This is a genomic window from Flexivirga oryzae (assembly GCF_014190805.1).
GTDB classification, from domain to species: Bacteria; Actinomycetota; Actinomycetes; order Actinomycetales; family Dermatophilaceae; genus Flexivirga; species Flexivirga oryzae.
The window spans coordinates 416,895-443,891 of record NZ_JACHVQ010000002.1 but is presented as its reverse complement, the minus strand read 5'-3'; the positions used below and the strand labels follow the sequence as shown (position 1 = coordinate 443,891).

The following is a 26,997-nucleotide window of genomic DNA, read 5'->3' as shown; positions in this document are numbered from 1 at the left end:
GGCTCCGGTCAACCCTCCGCCGGGGTGAGTGCGGCGAGCACGACACTGATGTTGTCCGCGCCCCCTGAGGCGTTGGCGAATTCGACCAGCCCCTCGACGAGCTCGGCGGGGGACTCGCCGCGCGCGGACCGCACCCGCTGGACCAGGTCCCACAGGTCGGCCGGGGCCGAGCAGTAGTTCCACAGCCCGTCGCTGCAGACGATCAGCCAGCCGGGTTCCTCCACCGGCAGGTGCGCCAGGCGCGGCGTGACGTCCTTGGGTGCGTTGCGGCCCAGCCAGCGGGTGATCGCGTGCGCGTTGGGTGCGTTCTCGGCGTTCTCGCGCGGCACCCCGCGCCGCATCAGCTCGTTGGCCATCGAATCGTCCTGGCCCAGCTGCACGGCACGTTCCGGACCGGACGCCGGGATCCAGTAGACCCGGCTGTCGCCCACGTTGCCGCCGACGATCAGGTTGTCCTCGACGACGGCCGCGGCCATCGTGCAGGACGGTGGTGTCGGGTCGTCCTCCTCGGCGGTCGCAGCCGCCGCCGCGCTGCCCGCCTCCGCCGCCTCCGCGAACGCGTGCGCAGCCGTCTCCAGCCACGTCTCGACGGGTATGTCGTGACGTGGCATCGGCTCGGACAGGCGCTCCATCGCGGCCACCGACGCGGCCTGGGACGCCAGTTCCGACTCGGTCGAGGTGGACACCCCGTCGCACACCACGAGCACCGCGCGGCCACCGACCTCACTGGAGGCCGCGAGCGCGATGGAGTCCTCGTTGCGACGGTGCCGGCGACCGATGTCGGACAGGCCGGCGACCCACGGGTGTGGTGACAGCGCAACGTGATCGCGCGGATCCTGCGCCGCCTCCGGTGTCTGGCTGTTGTCCACTCCCTGGCCTTTCTTCCCACGACCGCCACTGGTGCCCGACAGGCAGACGGCACCGGCGCGTCGGCGGTTCCCCTGGCGACGAGGTCAGTATGTCGGATCGGTGGCCGCGGTGGCGGCCCTTCGGGCGCAGCCGGTCCGCTGCGCCGACGTCAGCGCGCTCGGCGCTGCAGCCGGTCGAGGTCGATGAGGGTGACGGCGCGGGCCTCGAGCTTGATCCAACCGCGCGAGGAGAAGTCGGCCAGCGCCTTGTTCACGGTCTCCCGGGAGGCGCCGACCAGCTGTGCCAGCTCCTCCTGGGTGAGGTCGTGGGCGACCAGCGTGCCCTCGTCGGACGGCTTGCCGAAGCGGCGCGACAGGTCCAGCAGCGCCTTGGCGACACGACCCGGCACGTCGGTGAAGACCAGGTCACCGAGCGCCTCGTTGGTGCGCCGCAGGCGCGCGGCCAGCGCGGACAACATGGTCATGGCGACCTCGGGGCGGGTCCCCAGGAACGACCGCATGTCCGGGTGCGACAGCCCGACCAGCTCGGTGTCGGCGACGGCGGTCGCCGTGGCGGTGCGCGGGCCGGGGTCGAACAGGCTCAGCTCGCCGAGCATCTCGCCCTCGCCGAGGATCGCCAGGAGGTTCTCCCGGCCGTCCGGTGAACGGCGCCCGAGCTTGACCTTGCCGGAGGTGATGACATACAGGGAGTCGCCCTGCTCGCCCTCATGGAACAGCTCCTGTCCCCGCGCGAACTTGGTGCGGGTCATCGTCGAGAGCAACGCCTCGGCGGCGTCGTCGTCAAGGGCGGCGAACAGTGGCGCTTTGCGCACGGCCTCAGTATCCACGTCCTGCAGTCTGCCACGAGCCGGCCGCAGAAGTTACGCACCTCACACCCAGACCCGAAACGCCGGGCGTGATGCTCGCTTCCGGCGGCCGCCGGCGAGACCGTTGACCAACCGCGAGCGGCGCTACGGCGTCCTCGGGGTGAGGGCCGCGAGGGGTTGCGGCCGGGAGAGGCGGCAGCGAGCAGAACCATGGTCCAGACGACACACCGGATGGGTGGATCCGTCGGCACGGTCCGGACACCGCGACCGATGCAGCACTTCCGTGCCCTGGACGGCATCCGCGCGGTCGCCGTCATCGGTGTGCTGCTCTACCACTTCGGGGTCCCGCACTCCTCCGGCGGCTTCCTCGGCGTCGACCTGTTCTTCGTGCTGAGCGGCTACCTCATCACCGGTCAGCTGATGACCCGGTGGGTGTTCGGCCCGTCGATCGGGGTCCGGTCGTTCGGGAAGTTCTGGGGAGCCCGTGCCCGTCGTCTCTTCCCGTCGCTGGCGGTCGTGCTCGCCGTGACCACCGGCGTGGTCGCGGTCGCCGACCGGGTGCAGCTCAGCGTCTACCGCGGTGACCTCGCGGCCGCTGCGACATACACCTCGAACTGGTGGTACGTCTTCCACCACCGCTCCTACTTCGTGGCCTCCGGCCGCCCGCCGATGCTGCAGCACCTGTGGTCACTGGCCGTGGAGGAGCAGTTCTACCTCGTCTGGCCGGTCGTGGTCCTGCTGGTCACGCTGGTGGTGCGCAAGCGGTGGGCCCGCAAGGGTGCGCTGCTGCTGGTGGCCGTCGGGCTGGCCGTGGCGAGCGCGCTCGTGATGGGGATGGGCAGCGCGCACGCGCAGGTGCCGCAGCTCGGCGACCCGTCACGGTGGTACTTCGGCAGCGACTCGCACGCCATCGGGCTGCTGGTCGGATCGATCCTGGCGATCGCCCGGGGCGGCGACGGGCTGGGCGGACGACGTCATACGACAGCGGGGCGGGCACACCCGTGGTCCACCCGGGTCGGTTTCCTCGCGCTCGCCCTGGTGCTGGTCTGCCTCTCCCAGGTCGGCGAATACTCCACCTGGCTCTACCGGTTCGGCTTCCTGCTGTTCAGCGTCGTGACCGCCGTGGTGATCGCGGTCGCGGTGCAGCCGGGCCCGCTCGAGCGGGTGCTGGGCAACCCGATGCTGGCCGCGATCGGCCGGCGGTCCTACTCGATGTACCTGTGGCACTGGCCGGTCGCGTGTATGACGCGCCCCGGCCTCGACCTCGCCTGGCCCGAGTGGAAGGTCTTCCTGCTGCGGGTCGGCATCACCCTGGCCCTCACCGAGGCCACCTACCAGCTCGTGGAGTGCCCGATCCGCCGGCACGGCTGGCGGGCCGTCTGGCGGCGCATCCGCGCGGTGCGGATCGGCCGGGCCCGCGGCCCGGCGCTGCTCGGCGGGCTCGGGGCGGTGCTGGTCGCGTCGGTCTGCGCACCCGCCGGAGTCGCCGCACCGCACCAGACCTCGTATGCCGCAGGCGGTGTCTACGTGCAGTGCCCGACGGCGGCGAACGGCACACCGCACCTGCCGGCGAGTGCTCCACCGGGCGCGCGGTGCGCACCCGGGGACACCGACCACCCGGCGACCGCACCCACTGCGACGAGCACCCGGGCCGCGAAACCCACTGCGTCCTCGACGAGTTCACCGGCGCCGAAACCCACCCACCACGCGACGGCGACTGCCACGACGCAGCCGACCACTGCGTCGTTATCGGCGCCGTCGGCGGCGTCGGAACCGGCGCCCACGACCCATCAGGCGGTGCCGCCCGCACCACAGGGCGTCGAACAGCTGCGCAGCCTGCCCCTGGTCGTCTACGGCGACTCGGTGCCGCTCGGCGCGGTGCCCGAACTGACCGGTGAGTTCGCCTCGGTCACCAACCACGCGACCGAGGGCGAGCAGTCGTGGGACCTGCTGCCCGAGTTGACCGCGGACGCGCAGGCGGGGCGCCTCGACGGCGCGGTGGTGCTGTTGCACACCGGGGACAACGGCCTGATCTCCGAGTCGCAGCTGCGCACCGCCCTGGCCGCGCTGCACGGTGCGCGTCGGGTGGTCGTCGCGACACCGCACACGCCTCGGCAGTGGGAGCAGCCGGCCGTCGCGGTGCTGCGCAAGGTGGTGCCGGACTACCCCAACGCACGGCTGATGGACTGGAACGCCGCCGTCGCCGACCAGAGCAGCTGGTTGTGGAGCGACGGCATCCACCTGACACCGAGCGGCGGGCAGGCCTACGCGCACCTGGTCGCGCGGGCGGCGGTCGAGAAGTAGCGTCACCGCCGCCGACTAGGCTCGACGCCGTGAAGCGCATCGACATCTCGGGTGAGTCCGACCTCTCCCGCACCCGCCGCGCCCGCAAGATGTTCCGTGCGCTGCAGGAGCAGTTCCCGCACGCGCACTGCGAGCTGGACTTCCGCACTCCGCTGGAGCTGTTGGTCGCGACGATCCTGTCGGCGCAGACCACCGATGTGGGGGTCAACAAGGTCACGCCCACACTGTTCGCCCGCTACCCCGACGCCGCGGCATACGCCGGCGCCGACCGCGAGCAGCTGGAGGAGCTGCTACGGCCGACCGGCTTCTACCGGGCCAAGGCCAAGTCGGTGATGACGCTCGGGCAGGCGCTGGTCGAACGCTTCGACGGGCAGGTGCCGCCGCGGCTGAAGGACCTGGTGACCCTGCCCGGTGTCGGCCGCAAGACCGCGTTCGTGGTGCTGGGCGACGCGTTCGGGCTGCCCGGGCTGACCGTCGACACGCACTTCGGCCGGATGGTCCGCCGGATGGGCTGGACCGACCTGGAGGACCCGGTCAAGGTCGAGGCCGCGATCGGGGCGATGTTCCCGCGCAAGGACTGGACCCAGCTCAGCCACGTGCTGATCTTCCAGGGACGGCGGATCTGCCACGCGAAGCGGCCCGCCTGCGGCGTCTGCCCGGTGGCGCGGTGGTGCCCGTCGTACGGCACGGGGGAGACCGACCCCGACAAGGCCCGCAAACTGCTGAAGTTCGAGCTCGCACCCGGCGCCACCCGGCCCCCCGGCGTGCCCGAGCCGGCGGCGGTCTCGCCGGTATGACGGCCGAGCCCGCCGGCGCGCCGGAGCCGCAGTGGTTGCGGGATCTGGAGCACCGGGCGCACGAGTCCGCCTTCATCCCGCATCTGCCCGCGGCGACCGGGCGTGCCTCCGCGGTGTTGATACTCTTCGGGCCCGCCGGCTCCGGCGGCGAGGACGTCGTGCTGACCGAGCGGGCGCTGACCCTGCGCAAGCACGCCGGGCAGGTGTCGTTCCCCGGCGGTGGGGCCGACCCCGGCGACGCGACGCTGGTCGACACGGCGCTGCGGGAGGCGCGCGAGGAGATCGGGCTGTCCCCGGACGGCGTGCAGGTCGTGGGGGAGTTGCCCGTGCTGCCGCTCAGCGTGACCGGTTTCCAGGTCACCCCGGTGGTCGCGTGGTGGCGTGACCCGTCGCCGATCCGGGTCGTCGACCCGGCCGAGGTCGCCCGGGTGGAGCGGGTCGCGCTGGCGGACCTGGTCGACCCGGACCACCGGTTCAGCTCGGTCCACCCGGCACGATCGTTCGACGCGCCGGCCTTCGAGGTGGACGGGCTCTACATCTGGGGATTCACCGCGATGGTGCTCGACGCCACGCTGCGGCTGGCCGGGCTGGAGCGGCCGTGGGACCGCGAGGACAAGCGTCCGGTCCCGGACCGCTACTGGCGTGGCGGCTGACCCGGTCGATCGGGGGCGTCAGACCTTGGGCGGCTTGATCGCGGCGACCGTGCGCTGCGCGTTGTCGATGGTGCGGGCCGGCTTGCCCTTGACCTTCTTCAGCGCACTGACGCCGAGCAGGGCGAGGATCAGCGTGATCACCAGCAGTACGCCCGAGGTGATCAGCAGGCCGATCCACAGCTGCAGACCGGCGGCGTGCAGCCCCCAGGCGAGGGTCAGCAGCAGGAAGCCGAGCAGGTAGAGCGCGAACAGCCCGGCGCCCGCGAGCAGACCGGCACCCTTGCCGCCCTTGGCGACATCGGCCTTGATCTCCACCTTGGCGAGCGCGATCTCGTCCTTGACGATCGTCTTCAGGTCGGTGGAAGCGTCGGCGACCAACTGGCCGAGCGTCCGCTCCGTGCCCTTGGTGATCTGGGCCATCGATTACTCCTCGTGAGTAGGTGTCTGATCGCGCCTTCGCTGTCGTGCTGCCAGCCAGCATAGGGTCATCGAACTCATCGGTACTGTAGCGACTTGAGCCGGATCGGCTCACCGGCCGGGGTTGCCGGGCGGGTCAGTGGTCGGTGCGGGAGCCCGTTCCGGGGCGTAGCAGTCCGGGACCCCGTCGCCGTCGGCGTCCCGCGACTCCGCCTCGTGGATCCGCCGGTAGGTCGCGTTGCGCAACCGCAGGCAGACGCTCGCGAGCAGCGCCGCCAGCAGGGAGCCGGCCAGTACGCCGAGCTTCACGTGGTCGTCGGTGACCGACCCGCCGCCGAAGGCGAGTTCGCCGATCAGCAGCGAGACGGTGAAACCGACACCCGCCAGCAGCGCGAGACCGAAGATGTCCGGCCAGGTCAGCTCGTCGTCCAGCTCCGCGCGGGTCAGCCGCACGGTGAGGAAGGTGCCGCCGAAGACACCGATCGTCTTGCCGACGACCAGGCCGATGACGACGCCGATGAACACCGGATCGCCGATCGCGTCGCCGAGCCCGCCGCCGACCACCGTGACGCCGGCCGCGCAGAACGCGAACGCGGGCACGCAGAACCCCGCGGACACCGGTCTCAGCCAGCGGTCCACCCGTCCGCCGAACGAGACGCGTTCGCCGGGACCCGCGGTGACCGGCATCAGCAGCCCGAGCGCGACTCCGGCGACCGTCGCGTGCACGCCGGAGTTGAGGACGGCGAGCCAGGCCAGCAGGGCGGTGGCGAGCAGCAGCACCGGGTTCCGGCCGTACCGCAGGGTCGACGCGAAGCCGGCCAGCGCCACGAGGGCGACGACGAGCCAGCCGATGCTGATGCTGCTCGTGTAGAAGAACGCGATGATGCTGATCGCGATCAGGTCGTCCACCACGGCCAGCGTCAGCAGGAACGACCGCAGCGCGCTCGGCAGGTGGGTGCCGATGACGGCCAGCACGGCGAGCGCGAAGGCGATGTCGGTGGCGGTCGGGATGGCCCAGCCGGCGAGTGTGCCGTCGTCATACACCTGCCAGCCGGCGTAGAGGATCGCCGGGAGCGCGACACCGCTGCAGGCCGCGACGATCGGCACGGCCGCCTTGCCGGGGTCGCGCAGCGCCCCGTGGGTGAACTCGTGCTTCAGCTCGAGCCCGGCGAGGAAGAAGAAGATCGCCAGCAGCCCGTCGGAGGTCCAGTGGGCGAGACTCAGGTCCAGATCAAGGACATCCGGGCCGAGGTGCCATGCGGTGAGGGCGTGGTACGCGTCGCGCCAGGGGGAGTTGGCCCAGACGAGTGCGGCGAGCGCGGCCAGCAGGAGCACCGCGCCGCCGACGGTCTCCTGGCGCAGCAGGCCCGCGATGCGCCGCGCCTCGGGCCAGTCGCCGCGGGCGAAGGCTCGTCGGATGGGCCGGATCGTCATACGCGCCTTTCGTGTGCGGGGTCTGCAAATTGCGACGCCGACCAGACTTCCCGGCACACCGGCGACTACTCTACCGGCCCGCCGTTGACGGTCGAAATGGCCGTTGACGGCGCAATAGGGGGGTCAACGGCGGTCTCGGGCGTCAATGACGGGTTGGACCGTCAATGGAAGCCTGCATCGGTCCGGATCGGTTGCCGCTCCGGGTCCCAGCGGCGCCACGGCGCCCTCGATCGCGGGATGCCAGCGTTGCGCAGGACGGTGCGCAAGGGATGGCCACGGAGCGCGTCGTCCCAGACCCATCGCTCCGACGGCTGCCCGGCACGCCGTGCCCGGTCCTCTCGCTGCTTCTCCCGCCAGAGGGCATCGGGCTCGGCATACTTCAACTCACCGTCGAACTCGCCGCGCCTGTTCACCCAGCCGAAGTCGGAGAATCCGAAACAGCCGCCGCCGTCGGTCAGCGGCATCTGGAGGTCGGGTTGGGTGAAGCCGAACTCGTAGATCCGTGCCCTGCTGAGCGATTCCCCAGGTGACTCCGAGCGACCGTCGGCCAGATGTATGGCGAGCGCAGCGCGCCGTCGACCGGCTGCGCCGGGCGGTATGGCGGCGACCTCGGCATCCAACTCCGCCAAGGTGCACTTGTGCTCGTGCAGCGCCGCATCGGCCGTCACGAGTCCGGCCGCCAGGTCGCCGATGCGGGCCAGGTCGACGACGGTGCGCGCGACCGTGGTGACTGGGATGCCGCGCAGGTCCACCGGATCCGGCACGACTGCAACCCGGTGCCTGCGGATCAGCTTGCTCCCCCCTGAAGCACCCGAATCCGTCACGACGTCAACGCGATCCGGCCACCGCCCGAGGATCGGCAGCCCCCACAGGACGGCTGCTGCGAAGAGGCAGGCCGTGGGTGGCGGCGAGGTGCGCATGGATTCGTAGGAGCAGACCACGAGCGCGCGGAACCGGTTCCCTGCGTCCAGCTCCGACCAGCGGGCCTGCTCGATGTAGGAGCCTCGACGGATTCGACGCAGCGTGGCCTTGCCGCGGCGCGCTTCCTCCGACGGGAGGACGCCGCGGCGCAACAGGTCACGCGTGTGCAGGAGGTCGTCGGGGTGCAACGGTCGCTCGGGGGTGCGCATCGTCCGATGATGCGCTGCCCGGACGGGGTCAAAACGGTTGTCCACAGGGGAGATCGGGCGCGGCGCTCGGCCGTTGACGGCCGAAATGGCCGCTGACGGCGCAATAGGGGGGTCAACGGCGATCTCGGGCGTCAACCGCGGGTTGGGGCGTCAGTCGGTGAAGCCGATCGCCTGCGCGGCGGTGCGGAAGGTGAACGTGCACACGGCATCACCGGGCTCGAAACTGCCGACGAGTTGCCCGAACAGGTCGAAGCTGATCACTCCGAAGATCTGGGTCCAGGCGGCGGCGAAGCGCAGCAGCACCGGCTCGGGCAGTTCGGTGCCGAGCGTCGTGCGCAGGTCGCGTGCCTGCCGGCGCAGTGCCTGGCCTGCTGGTGGCATGGGGGCGTCAACGCTGAGTTCTCCTGCAGTCCATGCATTTTCGATGAGTTGTATGGCGACAGCGGGTATGCGGGCGGCGTCGGTGATGGTTTCCTGCGGTGCGTGGTATCCGGGCACCGGTGAGCCGTAGATCAGCGCGTACTGGTGCGGGTGCTCGCGGGCCCAGGTGTAGATCGCCTCGCAGACCGCGACGAAGCGGCGCCCGGGGGCGGTGCGACCGGCCGCAGCGGCCTCCGCCGCGACCGCGACGTCCCGGTAGCCCTCCACGATCAGCGCCGTCAGCAGGTCGTCCCGGCTCGGCACGTAGCGGTACACCGCGGAGGACACCATGCCGAGGTCCCGGGCGACGGCGCGCAGCGAGAGTGCGGCCGCGCCCTGCTCGGCCAGTTGCCGGCGGCCGGACTCCAGGATCCGCTCCATGGTGTCGATGCGTGCGCGCTCGCGAGGGGTGGGGGACATGGGAACCATGCTCGCAATAGTGAGCATCGAACACAAGAGAGAGCAGTGCTCTTGTTTTATTCGAGATGACATGGTTTCCTTATTTCAGAGAGCGGTGCTCTCGGATTCCTGCGGAAGGTGAAAGTCATGGCAACTCAACTCGACCGGTCCACTCGGGTGATGAATTCGCTGGTGAAGGGGATGTCCCGGATGGGCATCAGGGCCTTCGGGGCGAAGGAACTCGTCGTCATCGGGCGCAAGTCCGGTCAGCCGCACAGCACTCCGGTCAATCCGGTGGAGGTCGAGGGGCAGCTCTACCTAGTCGCGCCACGCGGGCAGACGCAATGGGTGCGCAACGCACGCCACAACCCCCGGGTCACGGTGCGCAGCGGACGGCGTGAGGCGGCATGCACCGTGCACGAGGTGCACGGATCGGACGCGGTGCCGGTGATGCGGCACTACCTGAAGCGGTGGGCCTGGGAGGTGGGGAAGTTCTTCCCGGAGGGCGTGACCGCGACGTCGACCGACGCCGAGCTCGAGGCGATCGTCGCGGCGCATCCGGTGTTCCGGTTGGAGCGGGCGTAGGCCGGGCGCTGGTCCGAAAGGACTCGGCGGTTGTCAGGCTGATGAGGTTGACTTGAGCCATGCCGTTGACCGATCGGGAGATCGAGGAACTCACCCTCGCCGAACGGCTCGCCCTGGTGCATCGGCTGCGACACGGCGAGGTGGTCGACGCCGTGCGCGCACCGGTTGTGCGCAAGGCGCGCCGCGGCCGCGCGGTCGCACTCACGGTCACCGCCGTCGCGACGGCACTGCTGGTGCCGTGGACGGCATACCTCGCACTCAGCCTCCCCGAGCACTACGAGTCGCACGCCTGGCGGCTGACCTGGGTGGGCTTCGACGTGCTGCTGATGGTGCTGCTCGGGCTCACGGCGTTCTTCGCGTGGCGCAAGCGGATGCTCGTGGTGCTGACCTCGTTCGCCGCGGGGGTGCTGCTGCTGGCGGATGCGTGGTTCGACGTCACCACGGCCGACCGCGACAGCGTGCACCTGTCGGTGGCGTCCGCGATCGTGGTGGAGATCCCGCTGGCCATCTTCCTGATGGGTATGGCGATCGGCATCTCGTGGCGCGTCGCCCGGCTGCTCAACGCGTTGACCGGGGACGGCCCCACGGGGCGGTGGCGGATGCCGATCAACGCGCAGGTCATGTCCGAGGGGGACGACAGGCATGGTCCGCGGCAGGGGGTTGACATCACGAATGGTAAGTGAGAACTTACGGTTCGTGACAACTTACCAAGACGCGTGGGCCGTGCTGTCCGACCCGAGCCGGCGGGCGATCGTCGAGGCGCTCGCCCGGCAGCCGCGGGCGGTGGTCGACCTCGCGGCCGAACTGCCCATCAGCCGACCCGCCGTCTCCCAACACCTGAAGGTGCTCAAGGAGGCGGGTCTCGTCGCCGAGCAACCTGCCGGCACCCGCCGGGTGTACCGCCTCAACCCCGTTGCGGTCGAGGCCCTGCGTGACCAGCTGGACGCCTTCTGGGCACGCACGCTCGCCAACTTCGGCGAGCAGCCGAGCGATACGAAGGGAAACCAGCCATGACCACCACACCCGAAGTGCTGCGCACCGTGACGGTGCCGTTGCCCGTCGAGCAGGCGTTCCGGATGTTCACCGAGCAGTTCGACCGGATCAAGCCGCGCGACCACAACCTGATGGAGGTCCCCGTCGCGCGCACCGTCATGGAGGTGCGGCCCGGCGGCCGGATCCTCGACGAGGCGGAGGACGGCACGCAATGCGTCTGGGGCGAGGTGCTCGCCGTCGAACCACCCGGCCTGCTGCGGTTCGCCTGGCTGATCGGGCCGGACTGGCAGATCCAGCCGCGCGAGAACGCCAGCGAGGTGGAGGTGCGGTTCACCCCGGACGGCGACGGCACGCTCGTGTCGTTGCGGCACTTCCGGCTCGACCAGCACGGCCCCGGAGCGGGAAGCATGCCTGCGGCACTCGGCGGGGACAATGGCTGGCCGGTCTACCTGGGCCGGTTCGCCGAGCTCGCCGGGACCGCTGCCGCTGTCTGATCGGCCGCCTGAGCCGCCCCCGCGGCCCAGCCCTATCCTCGGAGCGTTCCCGACCAAGCCCGAGGAGGGCCGCCCCGATGGCTGCTGAGTTGACGCGACTGCTGGCGCTGCCCGGAGTCGCCGGCGCCGTCGACGCCGCGCGGGACGCCTGCACCCAGCTGCGCTGGCACCAGGCGCTGCGCCGCCGGATCCCCGAAGTGGCCGCCGAATCACGCGTGCGCGGCGCCCGGGCCAGCGCGTTCCTGGAGGGCGCGGAGTTCCCGGTCCCGGTGGTGCGCGACGTCATGCGTGGGGCGCTCGCGCTGGAGCAGGACGGGCCGCGGGAGCGGGTGCTGCGTGGCGCCATACAGGTGACGGCGGCGACCGAGGAGTTGCGCTCGGTCGTGCTGACCGCGCCGGCGCAGGCACTCGCACGACTGCACATCGCGGCCGCCGCGGGCACCGCGGCACCCGATCAGCTCGGCCGGCCGCGGCTGGCCGGGGAGACCTCGACCGAGCTGAAGGACCTGGGGGTCGCCCCACCGGCCTCGGAGGCCGGGGCGCGGCTGCGGGGAGTCGTCGAGCTGCTGGGCGCCGCGGAGGGCGAGCCGGGAGTCCTGGTCGCCGCGATCGCGCACGCTGAGGTCGCCTCGGTGCGGCCGTTCGTGCAGGGAAACGGCCTGGTCGCACGCGCATTGGAGCGGCTGCTGCTGCAGGTGCTGGGTGTCGACCCGACCGGTGTCGTCGTGGGTGAGGCGGGCTACTCGCGGCAGGGTGGAGTCGCCTACCAGGGAGCGCTCGCGGCATACGCCACCGGACGTCCGGACGGGGTCGCGCTGTGGCTGCGGCACTACGCCGAGGCGATCCTCGCCGGGGCCGTCGAGGCGACCGACATCGCCGATTCGGTGCTCGCGGGGCGGCTCACCGGCCGCTGAACCAAGGGCGGATTGTCCGCCTCCGACGCACCGGATTCAAGTCTTGTATGACGGCACGGATCGGAGTAAACCTGGTCTCACGAACGACGGATGGGAATCCGACGACCACCGCTATCGAGACCGGCACCCACGCGGAGACAGTCCACGTTATGGACCGCTCGTCCGGGGCCTTGCGCCGCGGCGACAAACCTTGAGGATGCACGCCTGGTAACCGGAGGTAGAAAGCGGTTGAGGACCCCGCCACCTTGTGTGGCGGGGTCCTCGTCCTTGTCCGCACTGCTGTCGCCCCACGAAATTCTCACGAAATCCTTACGGTGTGCGCCGTCCTTCTGGGAAAGGTAAGGATTTCTTATGGGATCGTCTCGGATCGTTGTATTGGGCAGTTGACCGGTTTCACACTGGTTGACGAAGCGCTCCCTTCCAGGTCGAAGCGCCGCATCGGGTTCCTAACCCCCCCCCGGGGATTCGGTGCACACAGAAGGCCCCCGCCCACCCCCCCGGCGGGGGCCTTCTTATGCACCGGACGCGCTCGTCGACGGGGTCGGGTGTGCGGATGCCGGCCGGCGCCCTCCGGTCCCCTCATCCACACCCCGGTGAAGCGTCGGCCGACATCCACAGTTAGCGACGTCCGCACTGCCGATCGGGTTCCACCCGACCCACGATCGGTCCATGAACGACGTGATGACGATCGCGGTGCTCGGCGGCGGCACCGGCGCGGGGGCGACGACCGCACTCGTCGGCCTGGCCGTGCGAGCGGCCGCTGCGGGCCGCGAAGTGACGGTGGTGGACGCCGATCCGTGCGGTGGCGGCATCGACGTGGCCTTCGGCCTGGAGACCGAGCCCGGGGTGCGCTGGGAGGACCTGCTGGGCTCGGACGGGCCGCTGGACGGGGAGCGGCTCACGCAGCGATTACCGGCGCGGTCCGGCGGGCCGAAGGTCCTCTCCTTCGGCCGGCAGTGGTGTGACCTGCCCGCCGACCTGCTGGAGCACGCGATGTCGGCGCTGCGTCAGGTCAGCGAGCTGGTCCTGGTCGACCTGGGTCGCGACCTGCGGACGGCACGAACAGCGGAGTACGACGAGGTGCTGCTGGTCTCGCGCGGGTCCCCGTGCGGACTGGCGGCCGCTGGCGCCACCGCGCAACGACTCGGCCGGCCCGCGCTGTTGCTGGTGCGCGGCATGCGCGAACAGCAGGCGGTCGACGCCGCGCAGGCCCTCGGGCTGGAGTGCGCGGGTTGCCTGCCCGAGGACCGGCACCTGTCCGGGGACTGCGAGCGCGGCCTACCGGCCGGGTCCCGGGGCCGTTCGTCGTATGCCGGTGCGTGCGACCGCCTGCTGCGCGAGTTGCTCGTGTCGAGGAGGGCCGCCGCATGAGCGCCGCGCACTCGGATGCGCGCGGGTCCGGCACGGGAGACGTCGCGGTGGGCGATGCGCTCTGGGAGGAGATCCGCGAAGGGCGGTCGCCGACACCGGAGCGGGTGGACGTGCTGGCGGCTGTGGACGCGGCGGTCCTCGGGCAGCGCAGTGTCCGGACCCTGGCCGGCCGGCTGCGGTCGGAGGTGTTCGGCGCCGGCCCACTCGATCCGTTGCTCGCCATACCGGGGGTGACCGATGTGCTCGTCAACGGGTCGACAGGTGTCTGGGTGGACCGCGGGCGGGGTCTGGAGCGGGCCGACGTCGAGGTCGGGGACGCGGCGGCCGTGCGCAGGCTCGCGGTGCGGCTGGCCACCCTCGCCGGCCGGCGGTTGGACGAGACCGTCCCCTACGTCGACGGGTTGCTTCCCGGCGGGGTGCGGCTGCACGCCGTGCTGCCGCCGCTGGTCGAGGGTGCGGCGCACATCAGTCTGCGGGTGCCGCGGCGGTGTCCGCCACGGTTGGCGGAGCTGGCCGACACCGGCACCTGTGATGCGCGGGGGCTCGCGGTGCTCCGTCGCATCGTGGCTGCGCGCGTGGCGTTCGCGGTCAGCGGCGGCACCGGCTCCGGGAAGACCACCCTGCTGGCGTCCATGCTCGCCGAGGTGGCCACGGCCGAGCGGATCGTGATCGTCGAGGACGTCCGGGAGTTGCAGGTCGACCACCCGCACGTCGTCCGGCTGGAGAGCCGGGCGCCCAACGTCGAAGGGAGCGGCGAGATCTCGCTGTCCACCCTGGTGCGGCAGTCGCTGCGGATGCGCCCGGACCGGCTGGTGGTGGGGGAGGTCCGTGGCGCCGAGGTGCGTGAGCTGCTGAGTGCGCTCAACACCGGCCACGAGGGAGGCTGCGGGACGGTGCACGCCAACACCAGCGGCGACGTACTGGCCCGCTTCGAGGCGCTGGGTGCGCTGGCGGACATGTCCGGCGACGCGGTGCGGTCCCAACTCGCGTCGGCCCTGCAGGTCGTGGTCCACCTGCGCCGGGAGAGCGCCGCGCGCCTGGTCGACGAAATCGGCGTCATCGGCTGGGACGGCGACCGGTTGCGGGTCGCACCCGCGATGCGTCGCACCGACGGTGCGCTGCGTGAGGCTGCGGGCTGGCCGCAGCTGCGGTCGCTGCTCGAACTCTCGGGTGGCCGCTGATGATCCTGCTGGCCGCGGTCTGCGTGTGCGCGGGAGTCATCGCCTGGCCGGTGCGCGGCGGCCCCGTCGGACCACGTCCACGGAGGAGGTGGTGGCGTGCTGCACTCCCGCGGCGGAGCAGGCCCGGCGCCGACCTGGACGCGATCACCGGCATGCTCGAGGGCATCGGTCCGGCGCTCGCCGCGGGCGTCACCCCCGCGACGGCCGTGGCGACCTCGGCGACACTGGCCGCCACCTCGGTGACCCGGCCCGGGCTCGGCGGCGACCTGGCGCACCTGGGGCGACGCGCTGGTGACGGCGACGAACTCGCGCCGCAGTGGGCACGGCTCTACGCCCGGCACCGCATCGCCGCCCTCGACGACATCGCCCGCGCCTGGGCGCTGTCCGAGCAACTCGGGTGCCCGATCGGTGATGCGTTGCGTGCGACGACCACGATGCTGCGCGAGCAGGTCGACCTGCAGCGATGCATCGCGGCCGCGACCGCCGGGCCACGCGCAACGATGCAGCTGCTGACCGCCCTGCCGATCCTCGGAGTGGCCATCGCGGCGCTGATCGGGGTGCCGCCCTGGCAGCTGTATTCCGGTCGCCTCGGCATGGCCGTGCTGATCCTCGGGGCGCTGTTCGTGACGGCCGGGCGGCTCCTCACCCGGCGGATGATCCGGCGGGCATCGGCACCGGCGGCGCTGTCGTGACAGTGCTGGCGGCGGCGGTCGTGTTCGCCGTGCTGCCGCTGGTGTGGCCCACCCGCGGGATCTCCGGTCGCGCGGCGGTGCCCGCACCAGCGCCGGTGCCCGCGTGTCCGGGCGCGGCCGGCCGGACCGAGGACGTGCTGAGCGTGGCCGGTGCCCTCGAGCTGATGGCGCTCGCGCTCGGGAGTGGCGTCCCGCTCGTGGTCGCCGTCGAGCAGGTCGCGCAGCGATCCGGACCCGTCGTCGCCGGTCACCTGCGCCGGGTCGTCGCGGCGCTGCGCTGGGGGGTCGAGGACGCCAAGGCGTGGGAGGGGCTGCCGGAGGTATGGCGCCCGGCCGCTCGGGCAGTCGCACTGGCGGGGATGGCGGGCGTGCCACCGGCCGGCCTGCTCACCCGTGCCGCCGCCGACCTGCGCCGTGCCGAGCAACGCCGCATCGAGGAGGCCACCGGTCGCCTGTCGGTGCTGGTCGTCATACCTCTCGGGCTGTGCTTCCTGCCGGCGTTCGCGCTGCTGACCGTCGTTCCGGTGGTTGCCGCACTCGCCGGTGACCTGCTGGCCGGTGCGGCGTGACCTCCCGACCATGCGTCGAACCCGGCGCACGGAAACCGCCCTCGGGGAGGGCGATCCACCTCACAAAGGAGAAATCACATGTCACGAAGGACGATCCGGCTCGGTGTCCGGTTGCAGCACCGCCTGATGCAACTCGGCGACGCGACCAGTGCGCGCCGGGAGCACGGGATGACCACGGCGGAGTATGCCGTGGGCACCCTGGCGGCGGTCGCGTTCGCCGCGGTGCTGATGGTCGTGGTGAAGTCGGGTGCGGTGAAGTCCGCCCTGTCCGGCATCATCCAGGCGGCGTTGAGCGTCGGGTGACGCGGGGACGGTGGTCGCGGCGGCAGCGCGCCGACGGCGGGATGGTCACCGCGGAGCTCGCGGCCGCCATCCCGGCGCTGATCTTCGTGTTGCTGGTGGCGGTCAATGCCGTGATGATCGGCATCGATCAGGTGCGGTGCGTCGATGCGGCGCGGGCGGCGGCACGGGCTGCCGCCCGCGGCGACAGCGCGCAGGCGGTGCAGGAGGTCGGTGCGCGGGCGGGCCCGTCGGGGAGCGCGGTCTCGGTGGCGGCTGGGGGTGCGATGGTGACGGTCACCGTGTCCGCGCCGGTGCCCGGCCCCTTCGGATGGCTCGTGGGCGGGCAGCCGCTGCGGGCCTCCGCGACCACCCCGGTCGAGGATGCGGATCCGGCGCCATGAGTGCTGGTGAGCGTGAGCGCGGATCGGGCACCGTGCTCGTGGTGTCGGCGATCGGTGTGCTGGCGTTGCTTCTCGGCGCTGCGATGGCGCTGGTGTCCGCCGTGTCGGCGAGTCATCGTGCGCGTGCCGCGGCGGACCTGGCCGCGTTGGCCGCTGCCGATGCCCTGGTGCACGGCCGCGCCGCTGACCCGTGCGCGGTAGCGGGCACGGTCGCCGCGCGCAACGGGTCCACGGTGCTCGCCTGCGTCGTCGGCGGTGCAGCGGTCACCGTCACGGTCGCCACCGCACCGGGCTGGCCGGGACTGGGCCCGGCGCGTGCCGGCGCACGCGCCGGACCCAGTCCGTAACCGGTGGTCGGCTCTTACAGCCGTTCGAAGACCGCTGCGATGCCCTGTCCGCCGCCGATGCACATGGTGACCAGTGCGTACTTGCCGTCGATGCGCTCCAGTTCATAGAGCGCCTTGACGGCGAGGAACGCGCCGGAGCAGCCGATCGGGTGGCCGAGCGCGATCGCGCCGCCATTGGGGTTGGTCTTGTCCATGTCCAACCCCAGGCCGCGGGACACCGCGATCGCCTGTGCCGCGAACGCCTCGTTCGACTCGATGACGTCCATCTGGTCCAGCGTGAAGCCGCCCTTGGCGAGCGCCTTCTTCGTGGCGGGGATCGGGCCCTCACCCATCACGTCGTTCGGCACGCCGGCGACGGCATACGAGGCCAGCCGGGCCATCGGCTTGGCGCCGGCAGCTTCGGCCGCGGACGCCTCGCCGAGCACGAGGAACGCCGCGCCGTCGTTGATGCCCGACGCGTTGCCGGCGGTCACCGTGCCGTCCTTCTTGAAGGCCGGCCGCATCCCGGCCAGCTTCTCGACGGTGGTGCCCGGGCGGACGTGCTCGTCGGTCTCGAAGACGACCTCACCCTTGCGGGTCTGCTTGACGATCGGCAGGATCTGGGTCTTGAAGCGGCCCTCCTCGATCGCGATCGAGGCGCGCCGGTGCGACTCGGCAGCCAACTCGTCCTGCTGCTCGCGGGTGATGTCCCACTTCGCGGCGAGGTTCTCGGCGGTGATGCCCATGTGACCCACACCGAACGGGTCGGTCAGCGCGGCCACCATGCCGTCGATCACCTTGGTGTCGCCCATCCGGGCGCCGTTGCGCATGGCCGGTGACAGGTAGGCGCCGCGCGACATCACCTCGACGCCGCCACCGACGCCGAAGTCGGCGTCGTCCAACAGGATGTTCTGCGCGGTGGTCACCACGCCCTGCAGGCCCGAGGAACACAGCCGGTTGACGGCCATCGCCACCGAGTCCATCGGCAGACCGGCCTGGATCGCGGCGACCCGCGCGACGTAGGGATACCGCGACTCGGTGGGGATCACATTGCCCACCGTCACGTAGTTGATGACGTTCGGGTCGATCCCCGAGCGATCGACGGCCTCCTTCATCACCGTCCCGGCCAGGTCGGCCGGTTCCAGATCGGCGAGGCTTCCGCCGAAGCTGCCGATCGGTGACCGTACGGCGGACAGTACGACTACATCTCGTTCGCTCATGCCAGTTCCTTTCACGACGGGGGCCGGTCGCGTCAAAAGCCTTCCTGGCCAAGGATGTCCACGCTGACCGACTCGGTCGGTCCCGTCTCGATCACCCGTTTGTCGGGCACGCTCGCAGCCTAAACCGGCGACTGCCGTCAGACACGCTCTCGGGGAACGGTGCTCGCAGAGTGAGACCTACGCCCACACGCCGCCGTGCTTGGACCGCCACCACGTTGCTGCGTCTCCGTCGGCGATCTCGCGGTAGAGGTCGGGGTGGTCGGTAATTCCTGTTGCGTAGATGCCGATGTACCGGAAGTCCTTGTCCTCGATGAACGGTGTGAAGTCGTCCTGCTCGGTCAGGATGCCGGCGTGCGCCATACCCGTGAGGGTGTTGACGATCAGGCCTTTCCGGTCGCCCTGCTTCAACAGCAGGCGGAGCCGCTCGGCGTTCTCCCGGGTCGCCAGGCGTGACACCAGGTAGGTGGCGAGTTGCCGGGCCGGCGGGGTGTCGCCGAGCATGGCGAGGTCAGCCGCCGCGTCACAGATCGCGGCGGCGAACGGACTGCAGTAGATGAGGTTCGCCGCGTGGTGGCGCAGCCCGAAGTGCTCGCTGCTGAGGATGAGCCGGAGCAGTTCCGGCAGCACGCTTCCGCTCGGATGGTCCGGCCAGGAGTTGGCCAGCGCCGCGCGGGTGTATGTCGCGATCTCGCCACTCACGTCGCGGTCGACCCGTGGCCCGGTCAGTCGGGACATCGGGTGCACCTGGTCGATGCGCCGCAGGATCGGCCCACCCAGCCCGAACGGCAGTTCCGCTGCCAGCGTCGCGACGGGCTCGTACGAGCCGAGCGACCAGTGATCGAGACGCCGTGTCAACTCCGCGGCGATCAGCTGCGCCTGTTCGTGGCTCAGATCGTCTCGTTGGATCGGCATGACCAGCGCCACGGCGAATTCCAGGATCTTGTCGTCCGGCACCGATCGCAACTGGTGGACCAGCACGTCGATCACGGCCGGGTTGCGGATGTCACCGACGACGCTCCACGCTTCCAGCTCGCCCGAGGAACCGGGTGCCGCGGTCAGCTCCCGGGCGGCTGCGAGCAGGTGCACCGCGTAGCGGTCGTACTCGGCGACCGTGGACAGCGCCTCGATGCGAGGGAAGTACGCGGCGTTGACCGAGCGCATTCCTTCGTCGAGGAGTTCGCGGATCCATGCCGCTGCCAAGGCGTCCGGTAGCAACGACTGCCGGTCGTAGGTGATGGCGTCCATGAGCCGCAACCAGTCGCTCGCGATCAACCGCTCTCCGGCGGACCAGCGCACATACGCGTCGTTGACGACCTCCTGCCGGACCTCCATGGACTTCGGTACCGAGCGGAGGGCTGCCAACTTGTCGGATCCGGGCGCACCCGCGGCCAGGCGTGCGGCCGAACGCAACGGGGAGCTCAACGCGCCCACCGACATGCCGAGCACCCGCTCGTACTTCGCGATCGCGGCGATCGCGACGTCCCCTTCGCCGTTCTCGGCCCGTGAGACCTCCGTCTCGGACAGCGGCACCCCACGCTCGCGGGCGGCGGCCGCGAAGGCCCGGCCCGTCATACCGCCGAATTCGGATGACATCCGGTGTGACCACAGCAGCCAGCCCGCCACGGCGTTCATGTCGTGCAGCGTGTGCCATGGCCCGGTGACGACGGGCCCCTGACCGACGTGCCCCCTGCGTTTTGCAACCTCCCAGACCATCACCGAATTTTGCACCCGTCGTGCGGGCCCGGTGCTGTACTCCCAAGTATCTTGCGCAAGAAGTCTTGCAGCGCAAGTCCGTCTTTTCGGTGCACCGGCCGCCGACATCATGGACCTCGTGACTTGGCCTGTTGCCGGTCGCTCGGGGAACCTTTCGCACGGACCGGGGCGGCCGCCCCGTGAGTGGACCCTGATCGAGGACCTGCGCCGGTGCGCGGGTTGGCTGCTGTGGTCGCGCCGGATGTCGTCGGATCTCGGCCTGGTGCCGGTCAAGGAGCTGGCTCCGGTGCTGGAGTCACTCGGGCTGTCCGAGAGCCAGGTGAGTCGGGTCGAGCACGGCAAGGTGGACGTCCCGCTGCGCACCATTCACAGCTACGAGCGGCTGCTCGAGCTGCCGTACGGTGAGCTGCAGGCGCCCCTGCTGTCCTTGTCGCGCGTTGTCGACGACGACCTGGGGCGGCGATGGCTGCAGCCGTCGGCTGTGCCGGAGGGGCGGTCCGGGGCCATCGTCGACGAGATCTTCGATGCGGAGGAGGCCGGCGCGCCGATCACCGGCGCGCAGTGGTTGCGGTTGGCACACGCCGTCGCCACGGGCGTCTGCGACGGAGTGCCCACCCGGTTGTTGTTCCGGTGGGTTCGGCGGCTCCTCAGCGAGTTGATGCGTGGCGTGAACAACGGCTACTTCGTACGGCTCGAGGCTGCGTCGACGGTGGCAGCGTACGACCACACCGCACCCATGGTGCTCAGAGCAGTGCGCGAACTCACCGCAGTCCCTGGGGTTTCCGGGGCGTATGACGCCTGGGCGGTGGTCGGCGACATACGCAACCCCAGGCTGCTGGACCAGTTGATCGAACCGCTGCAAACGGTGCCGGAGAGTACGTTCCGAGCATTCTGCGCCGCGCTCAGCCAGCCGGGCTTCGATCAGCGGTTGACGACCGAACAGATGAGGAGCATCTGCTCCGCCTGTGCGGCGCGACTGCCGACCGCGGGGCACACCACCGTTGAAGTCGTCGACCGGTTGATCGGTTGGATGCCGCGCAGCGTGACTGCGGCCGTTCGTGAGGAGATCGCCCGGATACGGCCGCGCACTCGCCGGTCGGACACGTCGCAGGACGACCGTGACCTGGACGCCGAGCTGGCGGTGTATCTGCGATTCGCGACCGAGGCTGCCTGGCCGGGCCGGCCGGACGGTCAGCTCGAGGCCTTGTTGCGCGTGGTGTTGCTCGGTGAGCAGTTCGGGCAACGCATGCACACCGGCAGTCTGCTGTGGGTGAGCCCCTACGCTGCCGCGTTGGCCGAAGCAGCCGTATTCGTCGCATCCTCAGATGATTTCGGGGCCGCCGCCCATGACGCAGCGATCTACGTGCTGAGCCGCACCGTCACCGCCGACAACGAGGAGCTGTTGCGCTCAGTGCTGGCGGACACCCGGCGCAGGGACCTGCGCAGCGCGTGCCTGATGGCGCTCGGGCACATTTCGGCGCTGCGGACGGAGGACGACCTGCGGCCCTATCTGTGTGACAGCGAGTTGCGGTGGACGGCCATCTACGTCGCCGGCATCACCCATCACCCGCAGTTGATGTCGCCGGAGGCGGAGAGCCCCGATGCCCGGTGGTGGCAGAGCGTGGGGCCGGGTTGCTGGGAATGACAGGCGAACTCAGCGCGTCCAGGTGTATGGCGTCGTCGTCGTGACCCGTCGGAAGCCGGACCGTTCGAGGATCGGTCGGGAGTACTCGGTGGAATCGGAATTGATCAGCCGCTTGCCGGCACGCAGGGCCGCCTGGGCACGCTTTGCGGTGAGCGCTCGGTAGATGCCGCGGCCGCGCCACTCGGGCAGCGTCGCGCCACCCCAGATGCCGGCGAACTCGGTGTCCGGAACAGGATCGATCCGGCCGGCGCTGACGACCTGCCCGTCCGCCTCGGCCACCCACAACTCGAGACCGGCGGCGTCCGGCTCCGCGAGCCGTCGCATCGTCTCCTCCACCCGTTCGGTCGCGGTCTCCGGGTCGCCGAACACAGAGGCCTGCATCCGGGTCATCGCCTCGATGTCGCCGCGCTCCGTGACTCGGCGAACTGAAACCCCATCCGGCAGAGGAACATCCGTTGCCAATGCCTGGGCTTCGCCGATCATCACCGACTCGGGTTCTTCGGCGACGAAACCGTGCTGGAGCAGCAGGGTGTGCAGGTTCGGTACACCGTCGTGCCCACGGGTCTTCCACTCGAACTGGGTGATGTCCGGGTCGGCGGAGTAGTGCGCGACCGTGTCGACGATCAGCCGCTCCAATGCCGCGTCCGTCGCAGAGCCGAGGGAACGGTAGCTGACGAAGCCGCGCCCGCCGCGGTGTTTCCCCCAGAAGAGCGGACCGTGCTGCTCGTACTCGAGGGTCGAGCGCATCTCGGCGACGGAGCGCAACTGCTCGTCGTAGGCAGCCAACAGGCTCGCGTCATCCATCACGACAGGAGACCTTGCCGTGGCGGGTGGTTCGGGGCAAACGATTTTCGGCGTCAACCGGTGTGGTGGTCGCGCAGCAGGCGGTCGAGGACCACGACGGCTCCGCGCTTGTCCAGCGGGTTGTTGCCGTTGCCGCATTTCGGCGATTGGACGCAGGCGGGGCAGCCGTCCGAGCACGGACAACCGGCGATCGCGGCGCGCGTCGCCATCAACCAGGTGGCGGCCTCGCCATACGCACGCTCGGCGAACCCGGCACCACCCGGGTAACCGTCGTAGACGACGACCGTCGGTAGCCCGGTGTCCGGGTGCAGTGCGGTCGAGACGCCGCCGACGTCCCAGCGGTCCGACTGCGCGACCAGCGGCAGCATCGCGATCGACGCGTGCTCGGCGGCGTGCAGTGCGCCGGGCAGCTCTCCCGGCGCGAGCCCGGCAGCGAGCAGTTCGTCCTCGTCGATGGTCCACCAGACGCCGCGGGTCACTAGTTCGCGCTCGGGCAGATCCAGCTGGTGGATGCCGATGACCTCACCCGACGGCAGCAGCCGCTGGAACGACGTCACCCGCGTGCGGACCTTGATCGTGCCGAAGTGCAGAACGGCATCACCCCAGCGGGTTTCACGCTCGCTGTGTTTTATGTCGAACGCCGACACCGACTGCGCGACGGTCGACCAGCCCGGATCACCGACGACCACCTGGGCGGTCGTCGCCTCCAGGTCGAGCTCGGTGACCACGTACGACTGTCCCTGATGCAGGTAGACCGCGCCGGTGTGCACGGCGGCGTGTGCCCGGGCGGCGTCGACGGTGCCGAGCACCCGGGCGGTGCGCGTCTCGACGATGCGCACGTCGTCCTCGCCGCCACCGCGCAGCGAGAAGTGGTCGGCCGGGCGGTCGTCACGGGCCCAGAACCAGCCCCGGGGGCGCTTGCGCAGGACGCCGCCGGAGACCAAGGAGTCGAGGATCCCCGGCAGTGACGGTCCGAACAGCTCGGTGTCGGCCGTCGTGACCGGGAGTTCGTGGGCCGCGGCGGCCACGTGGGGCGCGAGCACGAACGGATTGCCCGGGTCGAGCGTGGCGGCCTCCACGGGTCGCTCGAAGACCGCGTCCGGGTGGTGCACCAGGAACGAGTCGAGCGGGTCGTCGTCGGCGACCAGCACCACGAGCGAGGTCCGGCGACTGCGGCCCGCGCGACCGGCCCGCTGCCACAGGGAGGCCAGTGTCCCCGGCCAACCGGCGAGCAGGACCGCGTCGAGCCCACTGACGTCGATGCCCAGCTCCAGCGCTGACGTGGCCGCGAGCCCGCGCAGTTTGCCTGTGCGCAGGTCGTTCTCGAGTGCGCGGCGTTCCTCGGGAAGGTAGCCGCCGCGGTAGGCGGCCACGTGGTCGCCGGCGCTGGCGCGCACCATCTCGGCCACGACCTCGACACCGACTCGTGAACGCGCGAAGGTCAGCGTCTGCACGCCCCGGCCGATGAGGCCGGCCATGAGATCCGCCGACTCGGCCACGGCGCTGCGCCGGGCGGTCTCGTGCCCGCTGCCCGGCTTCCCGCCCGGCTGCCAGAGCCCCACAACCATGGGGGCGCGCGGTGAGCCGTCGACGGTCACCTCCCGCACGGGCAGGCCGATCAGCTCGCTCGCGTGCAGGCCGGGGGTGGCGACGGTGGCCGAGGCGAGCACGAAGGTCGGCTCGGCGCGGTAGCGCGCCGCCAGGCGTCTCAACCGGCGAATGACACCGGCCACGTGTGAGCCGAAAACACCCTTGTAGACATGGCATTCGTCGATGACGACATACTTCAGAGCGCGCAGGAACGACGCCCAGCGCTCGTGCCCCGGCAGCAGGGTGTGGTGCAGCAGGTCAGGGTTGGTGAGCACCAACGCCGCGTGGTCACGGATCCAGCGGCGCTCGTCGAGAGGCGTGTCGCCGTCGAGCGTTGCCGCGCGTACACCGGGTATGGCGAAACCGCGGATGCGCGCTTCCTGGTCGGCGGCCAGGGCCTTGGTCGGCGCAAGGTAGATCGCGGTCGCGCCGCGACCGGTGGGTGCGGCGGTGCCGTCGGCCACGGCGGACAGCATCGGCAGCAGGTAACCCAAACTCTTCCCCGATGCCGTGCCGGTCGACAACACCACGTGCTCGCCGGACCAGGCAAGGTCGGCTGCCCGGCGTTGATGGGACCACAGCCGGTCGATGCCCGTGCCGTTGACCGCGGCGGCCACCTGGGGGTTGACCCAGCCTGGCCAACCGGCTTCCTGGGCGGGCCGGGCCGGGATCTCGTGGACGTGCAGCAGTTGTCCGGTGCCGACCCCGTCGAGTGCGGCGAGCGCGGCCCGCGCGTCGAAGTCAGCCGGTTGCTGCTCGACGGCAGGCGGGCGTTCCGGCGGGACTTGCGAAGTGCCGGGCGCAGGCGCGATGTTGGTCATGGCGCATCCCACGTTAGGTCCGATCCCGGACAGGCGCTGCGACCACCCGCCCCGATCGGTGAAAGACTTGCCCGCGGCAACCGACGTACGACTTCGAAAGGCACCCTCTGTGACCGATCTGGACATCACCGGCAGTGACGAGGGCGACTTCACCGTCATCCGCCTGGTCGGTGACGTGGACGTCTCGGCCGCCGGCCGGTTGCGCGATGCGCTGCTGCGTCTCATCACCGACACCTCGGAGAAGGTGCTCGTGGACCTGACCGATGTGCCGTTCATGGACTCCACCGGCCTCGGTGTGCTGGTCGCCCGGTTGAAACAGCTGCGCCTGGACGGCGGGGATCTCGCGCTCGTCATACCCTCCGAACGGCTGCTGCGGAACTTCCGGATCACCGGACTGGACCGCGTCTTCCACATCTATCCGACGGTCGCGGAGGCGGTCGCCGCCGACAACGCGGCGGCCGAGGGGGAATAGCGGGATTAGCAGGATTAGCGGGATTAGCAGGACCTCCGACGGCCACCAGCCTTCTTGCCGAAAGGCCCACATAACGCCCAGGGGCTCAGCTACGCGTGGTCCGGGAGGGCCCGGTAACTGAGCCGGTCGGTGTTTTCTGGGCCTGTCGCTGAAGTGGGCCGGGTCGGTGCGTGAAGATGTCGGTATGCCGCACCCCGCGCCGCTCGGCGACGACCCTGCCGCTCTCCGGCGCACGCTGATCGCAGCCCACTTCACCCTTGACGGGGTCGCGGACTGCCTCGGGCCACTCGCCTCCGCGGCGCTGCACCGCGAGCAGCGCCTCCCCGCGGACCTGGTCACCCGGGGCGACGACTCGCCGGTGGCGACACTCATCCGGCTCTTCGCCCTCGGTCTGCCGGTCGGCGTCCGGCAGCTGGACCGAGCGCTCGCAGGGTGGGACACCGCGCGGCTGGTCGCCGCGGGACTGGTCCGGGTCGAGGGGTCGCGGGCGCGGGCGGCATACGATCTGCGGCCGTACGGCGACGACGACCACCAGTGGTGGGTCGCCTCCGACCTGTCCGAGGTGATGACCGGTGAGCCGTTGCCGGTGGACCACGTGCTCGGCATCGGCGGGGCGTCGACGACGCTCGCATCGTGGACCCCACGCCGGAAGGTGCAGCGGGCGCTCGACCTGGGCACCGGTTGCGGGGTCCAGTCACTGCACCTCACCGCCCATGCCGACCGGATCGTCGCGACCGACACGTCGCAGCGTGCGCTCGACATCGCCGCGTGGAACGCCCGCCTGAACGGTGCGGACTGGGACCTGCGACGTGGAGATCTGTTCAAACCCGTTGCCGGGGAACGATTCGAGCTGGTCGTGAGCAACCCGCCGTTCGTGATCACGCCACGTGTCGACGGTGTCCCGACCTACGAATACCGTGACGGCGGGCGGGTCGGCGACGGCGTGGTGCGCACCCTGATCCGCGAACTGTCACGCCACCTGCAGCCGGGCGGTGTTGCCCAGTTGCTGGCCAACTGGGAGGTGCCGGAGGGATCGGACTGGAAGGACGTGGTCGGCGGCTGGTTCGAGCGCACCGGCCTGGGCGCCTGGGTGGTGCAGCGGGACACGCAGGATCCCGCCGAGTACGCCGAGCTGTGGTCGGGCGACGGTGGGTTGCGTTCCGGCGCAACCGGTTTCGAGCAGATGTATGCCGCCTGGTTGCGTGACTTCAGCGAGCGCAGTGTGGCCGAGATCGGCTTCGGCGTGATCACCGTGCAATTGCCGACCGCGCGACGGCGTCCCTGGCTGGACCTGGTCGAGGTGACCGGACCGGTGCAGTCGCCGATGGGCCCGACGATCGACGCGGGTCTGCGGGCGCGGACCTGGCTCGCCGAAGCAGGTGAGCAGGGTCTGCTGGGCGCCCACCTGACGCTCGCGCCCGACGTGACCGAGGAGCGACACGGACGGCCGGGCGCCGAGGACCCGTCGGTGATCGTGATCCGGCAGGGCGGTGGCCTGCGGCGGGCGTTCCAGGTCGACACCGCGATGGCAGCGTTCACATCGGTCTGTGACGGCGAGCTGTCGACCGGTCAGGCGCTCGAGGCGATCGCCTCCCTGCTCGACGTCGCGGCCGACGTGCTGGTGCGAGAAGCGTTGCCCGTCATACACGAGATGGTCGCCGACGGCCTCCTCCTCGTCGACGGGTGAGCACCCGT

General features: G+C 70.9%; 28 protein-coding genes. 18 read left to right on the top strand and 10 right to left on the bottom strand.

Annotation, left to right across the window (positions count from 1 at the left end):
- Positions 1 to 8: 8 nt before the first annotated feature.
- Together FHU39_RS15150 and FHU39_RS15145 are read right to left on the bottom strand one after the other, a co-directional pair.
- Entirely contained in the window at positions 9 to 869 is an 861-nt protein-coding gene (locus FHU39_RS15150; protein WP_183321424.1) for a protein phosphatase 2C domain-containing protein, read from the bottom strand.
- Positions 870 to 1,018: 149 nt separating this feature from the next.
- Positions 1,019 to 1,696: a Crp/Fnr family transcriptional regulator gene (locus FHU39_RS15145; protein ID WP_343065926.1), complete on the bottom strand. Its 678-nt coding sequence runs from the start codon at positions 1,694 to 1,696 to the stop codon at positions 1,019 to 1,021.
- A 189-nt stretch (positions 1,697 to 1,885) separates the two neighbouring features.
- Here FHU39_RS15145 and FHU39_RS15140 point away from each other — a divergent pair, with 189 nt between their 5' ends.
- Genes FHU39_RS15140 through FHU39_RS15130 form a run of 3 tightly spaced genes read left to right on the top strand, consistent with a single transcriptional unit; the run spans position 1,886 to position 5,429 of the window.
- On the top strand, positions 1,886 to 3,979 hold the full coding sequence (locus FHU39_RS15140) for an acyltransferase family protein (RefSeq protein WP_183321423.1): 2,094 nt from the start codon (positions 1,886 to 1,888) through the stop codon (positions 3,977 to 3,979).
- 29 nt (positions 3,980 to 4,008) lie between these two features.
- Positions 4,009 to 4,776, top strand: a complete 768-nt coding sequence (gene nth, locus FHU39_RS15135; protein ID WP_343065925.1) for an endonuclease III — start codon at positions 4,009 to 4,011, stop codon at positions 4,774 to 4,776.
- On the top strand, positions 4,773 to 5,429 hold the full coding sequence (locus tag FHU39_RS15130) for an NUDIX hydrolase (RefSeq protein WP_183321422.1): 657 nt from the start codon (positions 4,773 to 4,775) through the stop codon (positions 5,427 to 5,429). The genes nth and FHU39_RS15130 overlap by 4 nt, the downstream gene beginning before the upstream one ends.
- 18 nt (positions 5,430 to 5,447) lie before the next feature.
- On the opposite strand, the gene FHU39_RS15125 is transcribed toward FHU39_RS15130, so the two are convergent.
- The 4 genes from FHU39_RS15125 to FHU39_RS15110 all read right to left on the bottom strand — a co-directional run bounded on the left by FHU39_RS15125 (position 5,448) and on the right by FHU39_RS15110 (position 9,250).
- Positions 5,448 to 5,849 (bottom strand): phage holin family protein, encoded by a 402-nt coding sequence (locus FHU39_RS15125; RefSeq protein ID WP_183321421.1) that lies wholly within the window; start codon positions 5,847 to 5,849, stop codon positions 5,448 to 5,450.
- 108 nt (positions 5,850 to 5,957) lie between these two features.
- Positions 5,958 to 7,280 (bottom strand): Na+/H+ antiporter NhaA, encoded by a 1,323-nt coding sequence (nhaA, locus tag FHU39_RS15120; protein WP_183321420.1) that lies wholly within the window; start codon positions 7,278 to 7,280, stop codon positions 5,958 to 5,960.
- Between the two features lie 161 nt (positions 7,281 to 7,441).
- Positions 7,442 to 8,410, bottom strand: a complete 969-nt coding sequence (locus tag FHU39_RS15115; protein ID WP_183321419.1) for a hypothetical protein — start codon at positions 8,408 to 8,410, stop codon at positions 7,442 to 7,444.
- Positions 8,411 to 8,560: 150 nt separating this feature from the next.
- Positions 8,561 to 9,250 carry a TetR/AcrR family transcriptional regulator gene (locus FHU39_RS15110; protein ID WP_221185547.1) on the bottom strand — a complete coding sequence of 230 codons (690 nt, stop codon included), beginning with the start codon at positions 9,248 to 9,250 and terminating at the stop codon, positions 8,561 to 8,563.
- Between the two features lie 126 nt (positions 9,251 to 9,376).
- Between FHU39_RS15110 and FHU39_RS15105 the strand changes: the two genes are divergently transcribed.
- The 12 genes from FHU39_RS15105 to FHU39_RS15050 all read left to right on the top strand — a co-directional run bounded on the left by FHU39_RS15105 (position 9,377) and on the right by FHU39_RS15050 (position 17,058).
- Entirely contained in the window at positions 9,377 to 9,814 is a 438-nt protein-coding gene (locus FHU39_RS15105; RefSeq protein WP_183321417.1) for a nitroreductase family deazaflavin-dependent oxidoreductase, read from the top strand.
- A gap of 59 nt (positions 9,815 to 9,873) precedes the next feature.
- The gene (locus FHU39_RS15100; RefSeq protein ID WP_183321416.1) at positions 9,874 to 10,497 is read left to right on the top strand and encodes a hypothetical protein; all 624 of its coding nucleotides are present in this window, start codon (positions 9,874 to 9,876) and stop codon (positions 10,495 to 10,497) included.
- 13 nt (positions 10,498 to 10,510) lie between these two features.
- Complete coding sequence (locus tag FHU39_RS15095; RefSeq protein WP_343065924.1) at positions 10,511 to 10,828, top strand: ArsR/SmtB family transcription factor; 318 nt, start codon at positions 10,511 to 10,513, stop codon at positions 10,826 to 10,828.
- Entirely contained in the window at positions 10,825 to 11,301 is a 477-nt protein-coding gene (locus FHU39_RS15090) for an SRPBCC family protein (RefSeq protein WP_183321414.1), read from the top strand. Before FHU39_RS15095 ends, FHU39_RS15090 begins: the two co-directional genes overlap by 4 nt.
- 77 nt (positions 11,302 to 11,378) lie before the next feature.
- Positions 11,379 to 12,215 (top strand): Fic family protein, encoded by an 837-nt coding sequence (locus tag FHU39_RS15085; RefSeq protein WP_183321413.1) that lies wholly within the window; start codon positions 11,379 to 11,381, stop codon positions 12,213 to 12,215.
- 669 nt (positions 12,216 to 12,884) lie between these two features.
- Positions 12,885 to 13,586, top strand: a complete 702-nt coding sequence (locus FHU39_RS15080; protein ID WP_183321412.1) for a CpaE-like family protein — start codon at positions 12,885 to 12,887, stop codon at positions 13,584 to 13,586.
- On the top strand, positions 13,583 to 14,767 hold the full coding sequence (locus FHU39_RS15075; protein ID WP_183321411.1) for a TadA family conjugal transfer-associated ATPase: 1,185 nt from the start codon (positions 13,583 to 13,585) through the stop codon (positions 14,765 to 14,767). Before FHU39_RS15080 ends, FHU39_RS15075 begins: the two co-directional genes overlap by 4 nt.
- Entirely contained in the window at positions 14,767 to 15,459 is a 693-nt protein-coding gene (locus FHU39_RS15070; RefSeq protein ID WP_183321410.1) for a type II secretion system F family protein, read from the top strand. The genes FHU39_RS15075 and FHU39_RS15070 overlap by 1 nt, the downstream gene beginning before the upstream one ends.
- Positions 15,456 to 16,028 (top strand): type II secretion system F family protein, encoded by a 573-nt coding sequence (locus tag FHU39_RS15065; RefSeq protein WP_183321409.1) that lies wholly within the window; start codon positions 15,456 to 15,458, stop codon positions 16,026 to 16,028. Before FHU39_RS15070 ends, FHU39_RS15065 begins: the two co-directional genes overlap by 4 nt.
- Before the next feature lie 78 nt (positions 16,029 to 16,106).
- Positions 16,107 to 16,331, top strand: a complete 225-nt coding sequence (locus tag FHU39_RS15060; RefSeq protein ID WP_183321408.1) for a DUF4244 domain-containing protein — start codon at positions 16,107 to 16,109, stop codon at positions 16,329 to 16,331.
- Positions 16,328 to 16,711 carry a TadE family type IV pilus minor pilin gene (locus FHU39_RS15055; protein WP_343065923.1) on the top strand — a complete coding sequence of 128 codons (384 nt, stop codon included), beginning with the start codon at positions 16,328 to 16,330 and terminating at the stop codon, positions 16,709 to 16,711. The genes FHU39_RS15060 and FHU39_RS15055 overlap by 4 nt, the downstream gene beginning before the upstream one ends.
- On the top strand, positions 16,708 to 17,058 hold the full coding sequence (locus FHU39_RS15050; protein WP_246336584.1) for an Rv3654c family TadE-like protein: 351 nt from the start codon (positions 16,708 to 16,710) through the stop codon (positions 17,056 to 17,058). Before FHU39_RS15055 ends, FHU39_RS15050 begins: the two co-directional genes overlap by 4 nt.
- Before the next feature lie 14 nt (positions 17,059 to 17,072).
- On the opposite strand, the gene FHU39_RS15045 is transcribed toward FHU39_RS15050, so the two are convergent.
- Both FHU39_RS15045 and FHU39_RS15040 read right to left on the bottom strand, forming a co-directional pair.
- A complete protein-coding gene (locus tag FHU39_RS15045) occupies positions 17,073 to 18,257 on the bottom strand; it encodes an acetyl-CoA C-acyltransferase family protein (protein ID WP_183321406.1) in 1,185 nt (394 codons plus the stop codon).
- Between the two features lie 177 nt (positions 18,258 to 18,434).
- Positions 18,435 to 19,889, bottom strand: a complete 1,455-nt coding sequence (locus FHU39_RS15040) for a hypothetical protein (RefSeq protein WP_183321405.1) — start codon at positions 19,887 to 19,889, stop codon at positions 18,435 to 18,437.
- Positions 19,890 to 20,088: 199 nt separating this feature from the next.
- Here FHU39_RS15040 and FHU39_RS15035 point away from each other — a divergent pair, with 199 nt between their 5' ends.
- Positions 20,089 to 21,615 (top strand): helix-turn-helix domain-containing protein, encoded by a 1,527-nt coding sequence (locus FHU39_RS15035; RefSeq protein ID WP_183321404.1) that lies wholly within the window; start codon positions 20,089 to 20,091, stop codon positions 21,613 to 21,615.
- Between the two features lie 9 nt (positions 21,616 to 21,624).
- On the opposite strand, the gene FHU39_RS15030 is transcribed toward FHU39_RS15035, so the two are convergent.
- Entirely contained in the window at positions 21,625 to 22,419 is a 795-nt protein-coding gene (locus tag FHU39_RS15030) for a GNAT family N-acetyltransferase (protein ID WP_183321403.1), read from the bottom strand.
- Between the two features lie 53 nt (positions 22,420 to 22,472).
- Entirely contained in the window at positions 22,473 to 24,830 is a 2,358-nt protein-coding gene (locus tag FHU39_RS15025; RefSeq protein ID WP_183321402.1) for a DEAD/DEAH box helicase, read from the bottom strand.
- 109 nt (positions 24,831 to 24,939) lie between these two features.
- Between FHU39_RS15025 and FHU39_RS15020 the strand changes: the two genes are divergently transcribed.
- Together FHU39_RS15020 and FHU39_RS15015 are read left to right on the top strand one after the other, a co-directional pair.
- Positions 24,940 to 25,302 (top strand): STAS domain-containing protein, encoded by a 363-nt coding sequence (locus FHU39_RS15020; RefSeq protein ID WP_343065922.1) that lies wholly within the window; start codon positions 24,940 to 24,942, stop codon positions 25,300 to 25,302.
- Between the two features lie 184 nt (positions 25,303 to 25,486).
- A complete protein-coding gene (locus FHU39_RS15015) occupies positions 25,487 to 26,989 on the top strand; it encodes a DUF7059 domain-containing protein (protein WP_183321400.1) in 1,503 nt (500 codons plus the stop codon).
- Positions 26,990 to 26,997 lie beyond the last annotated feature (8 nt).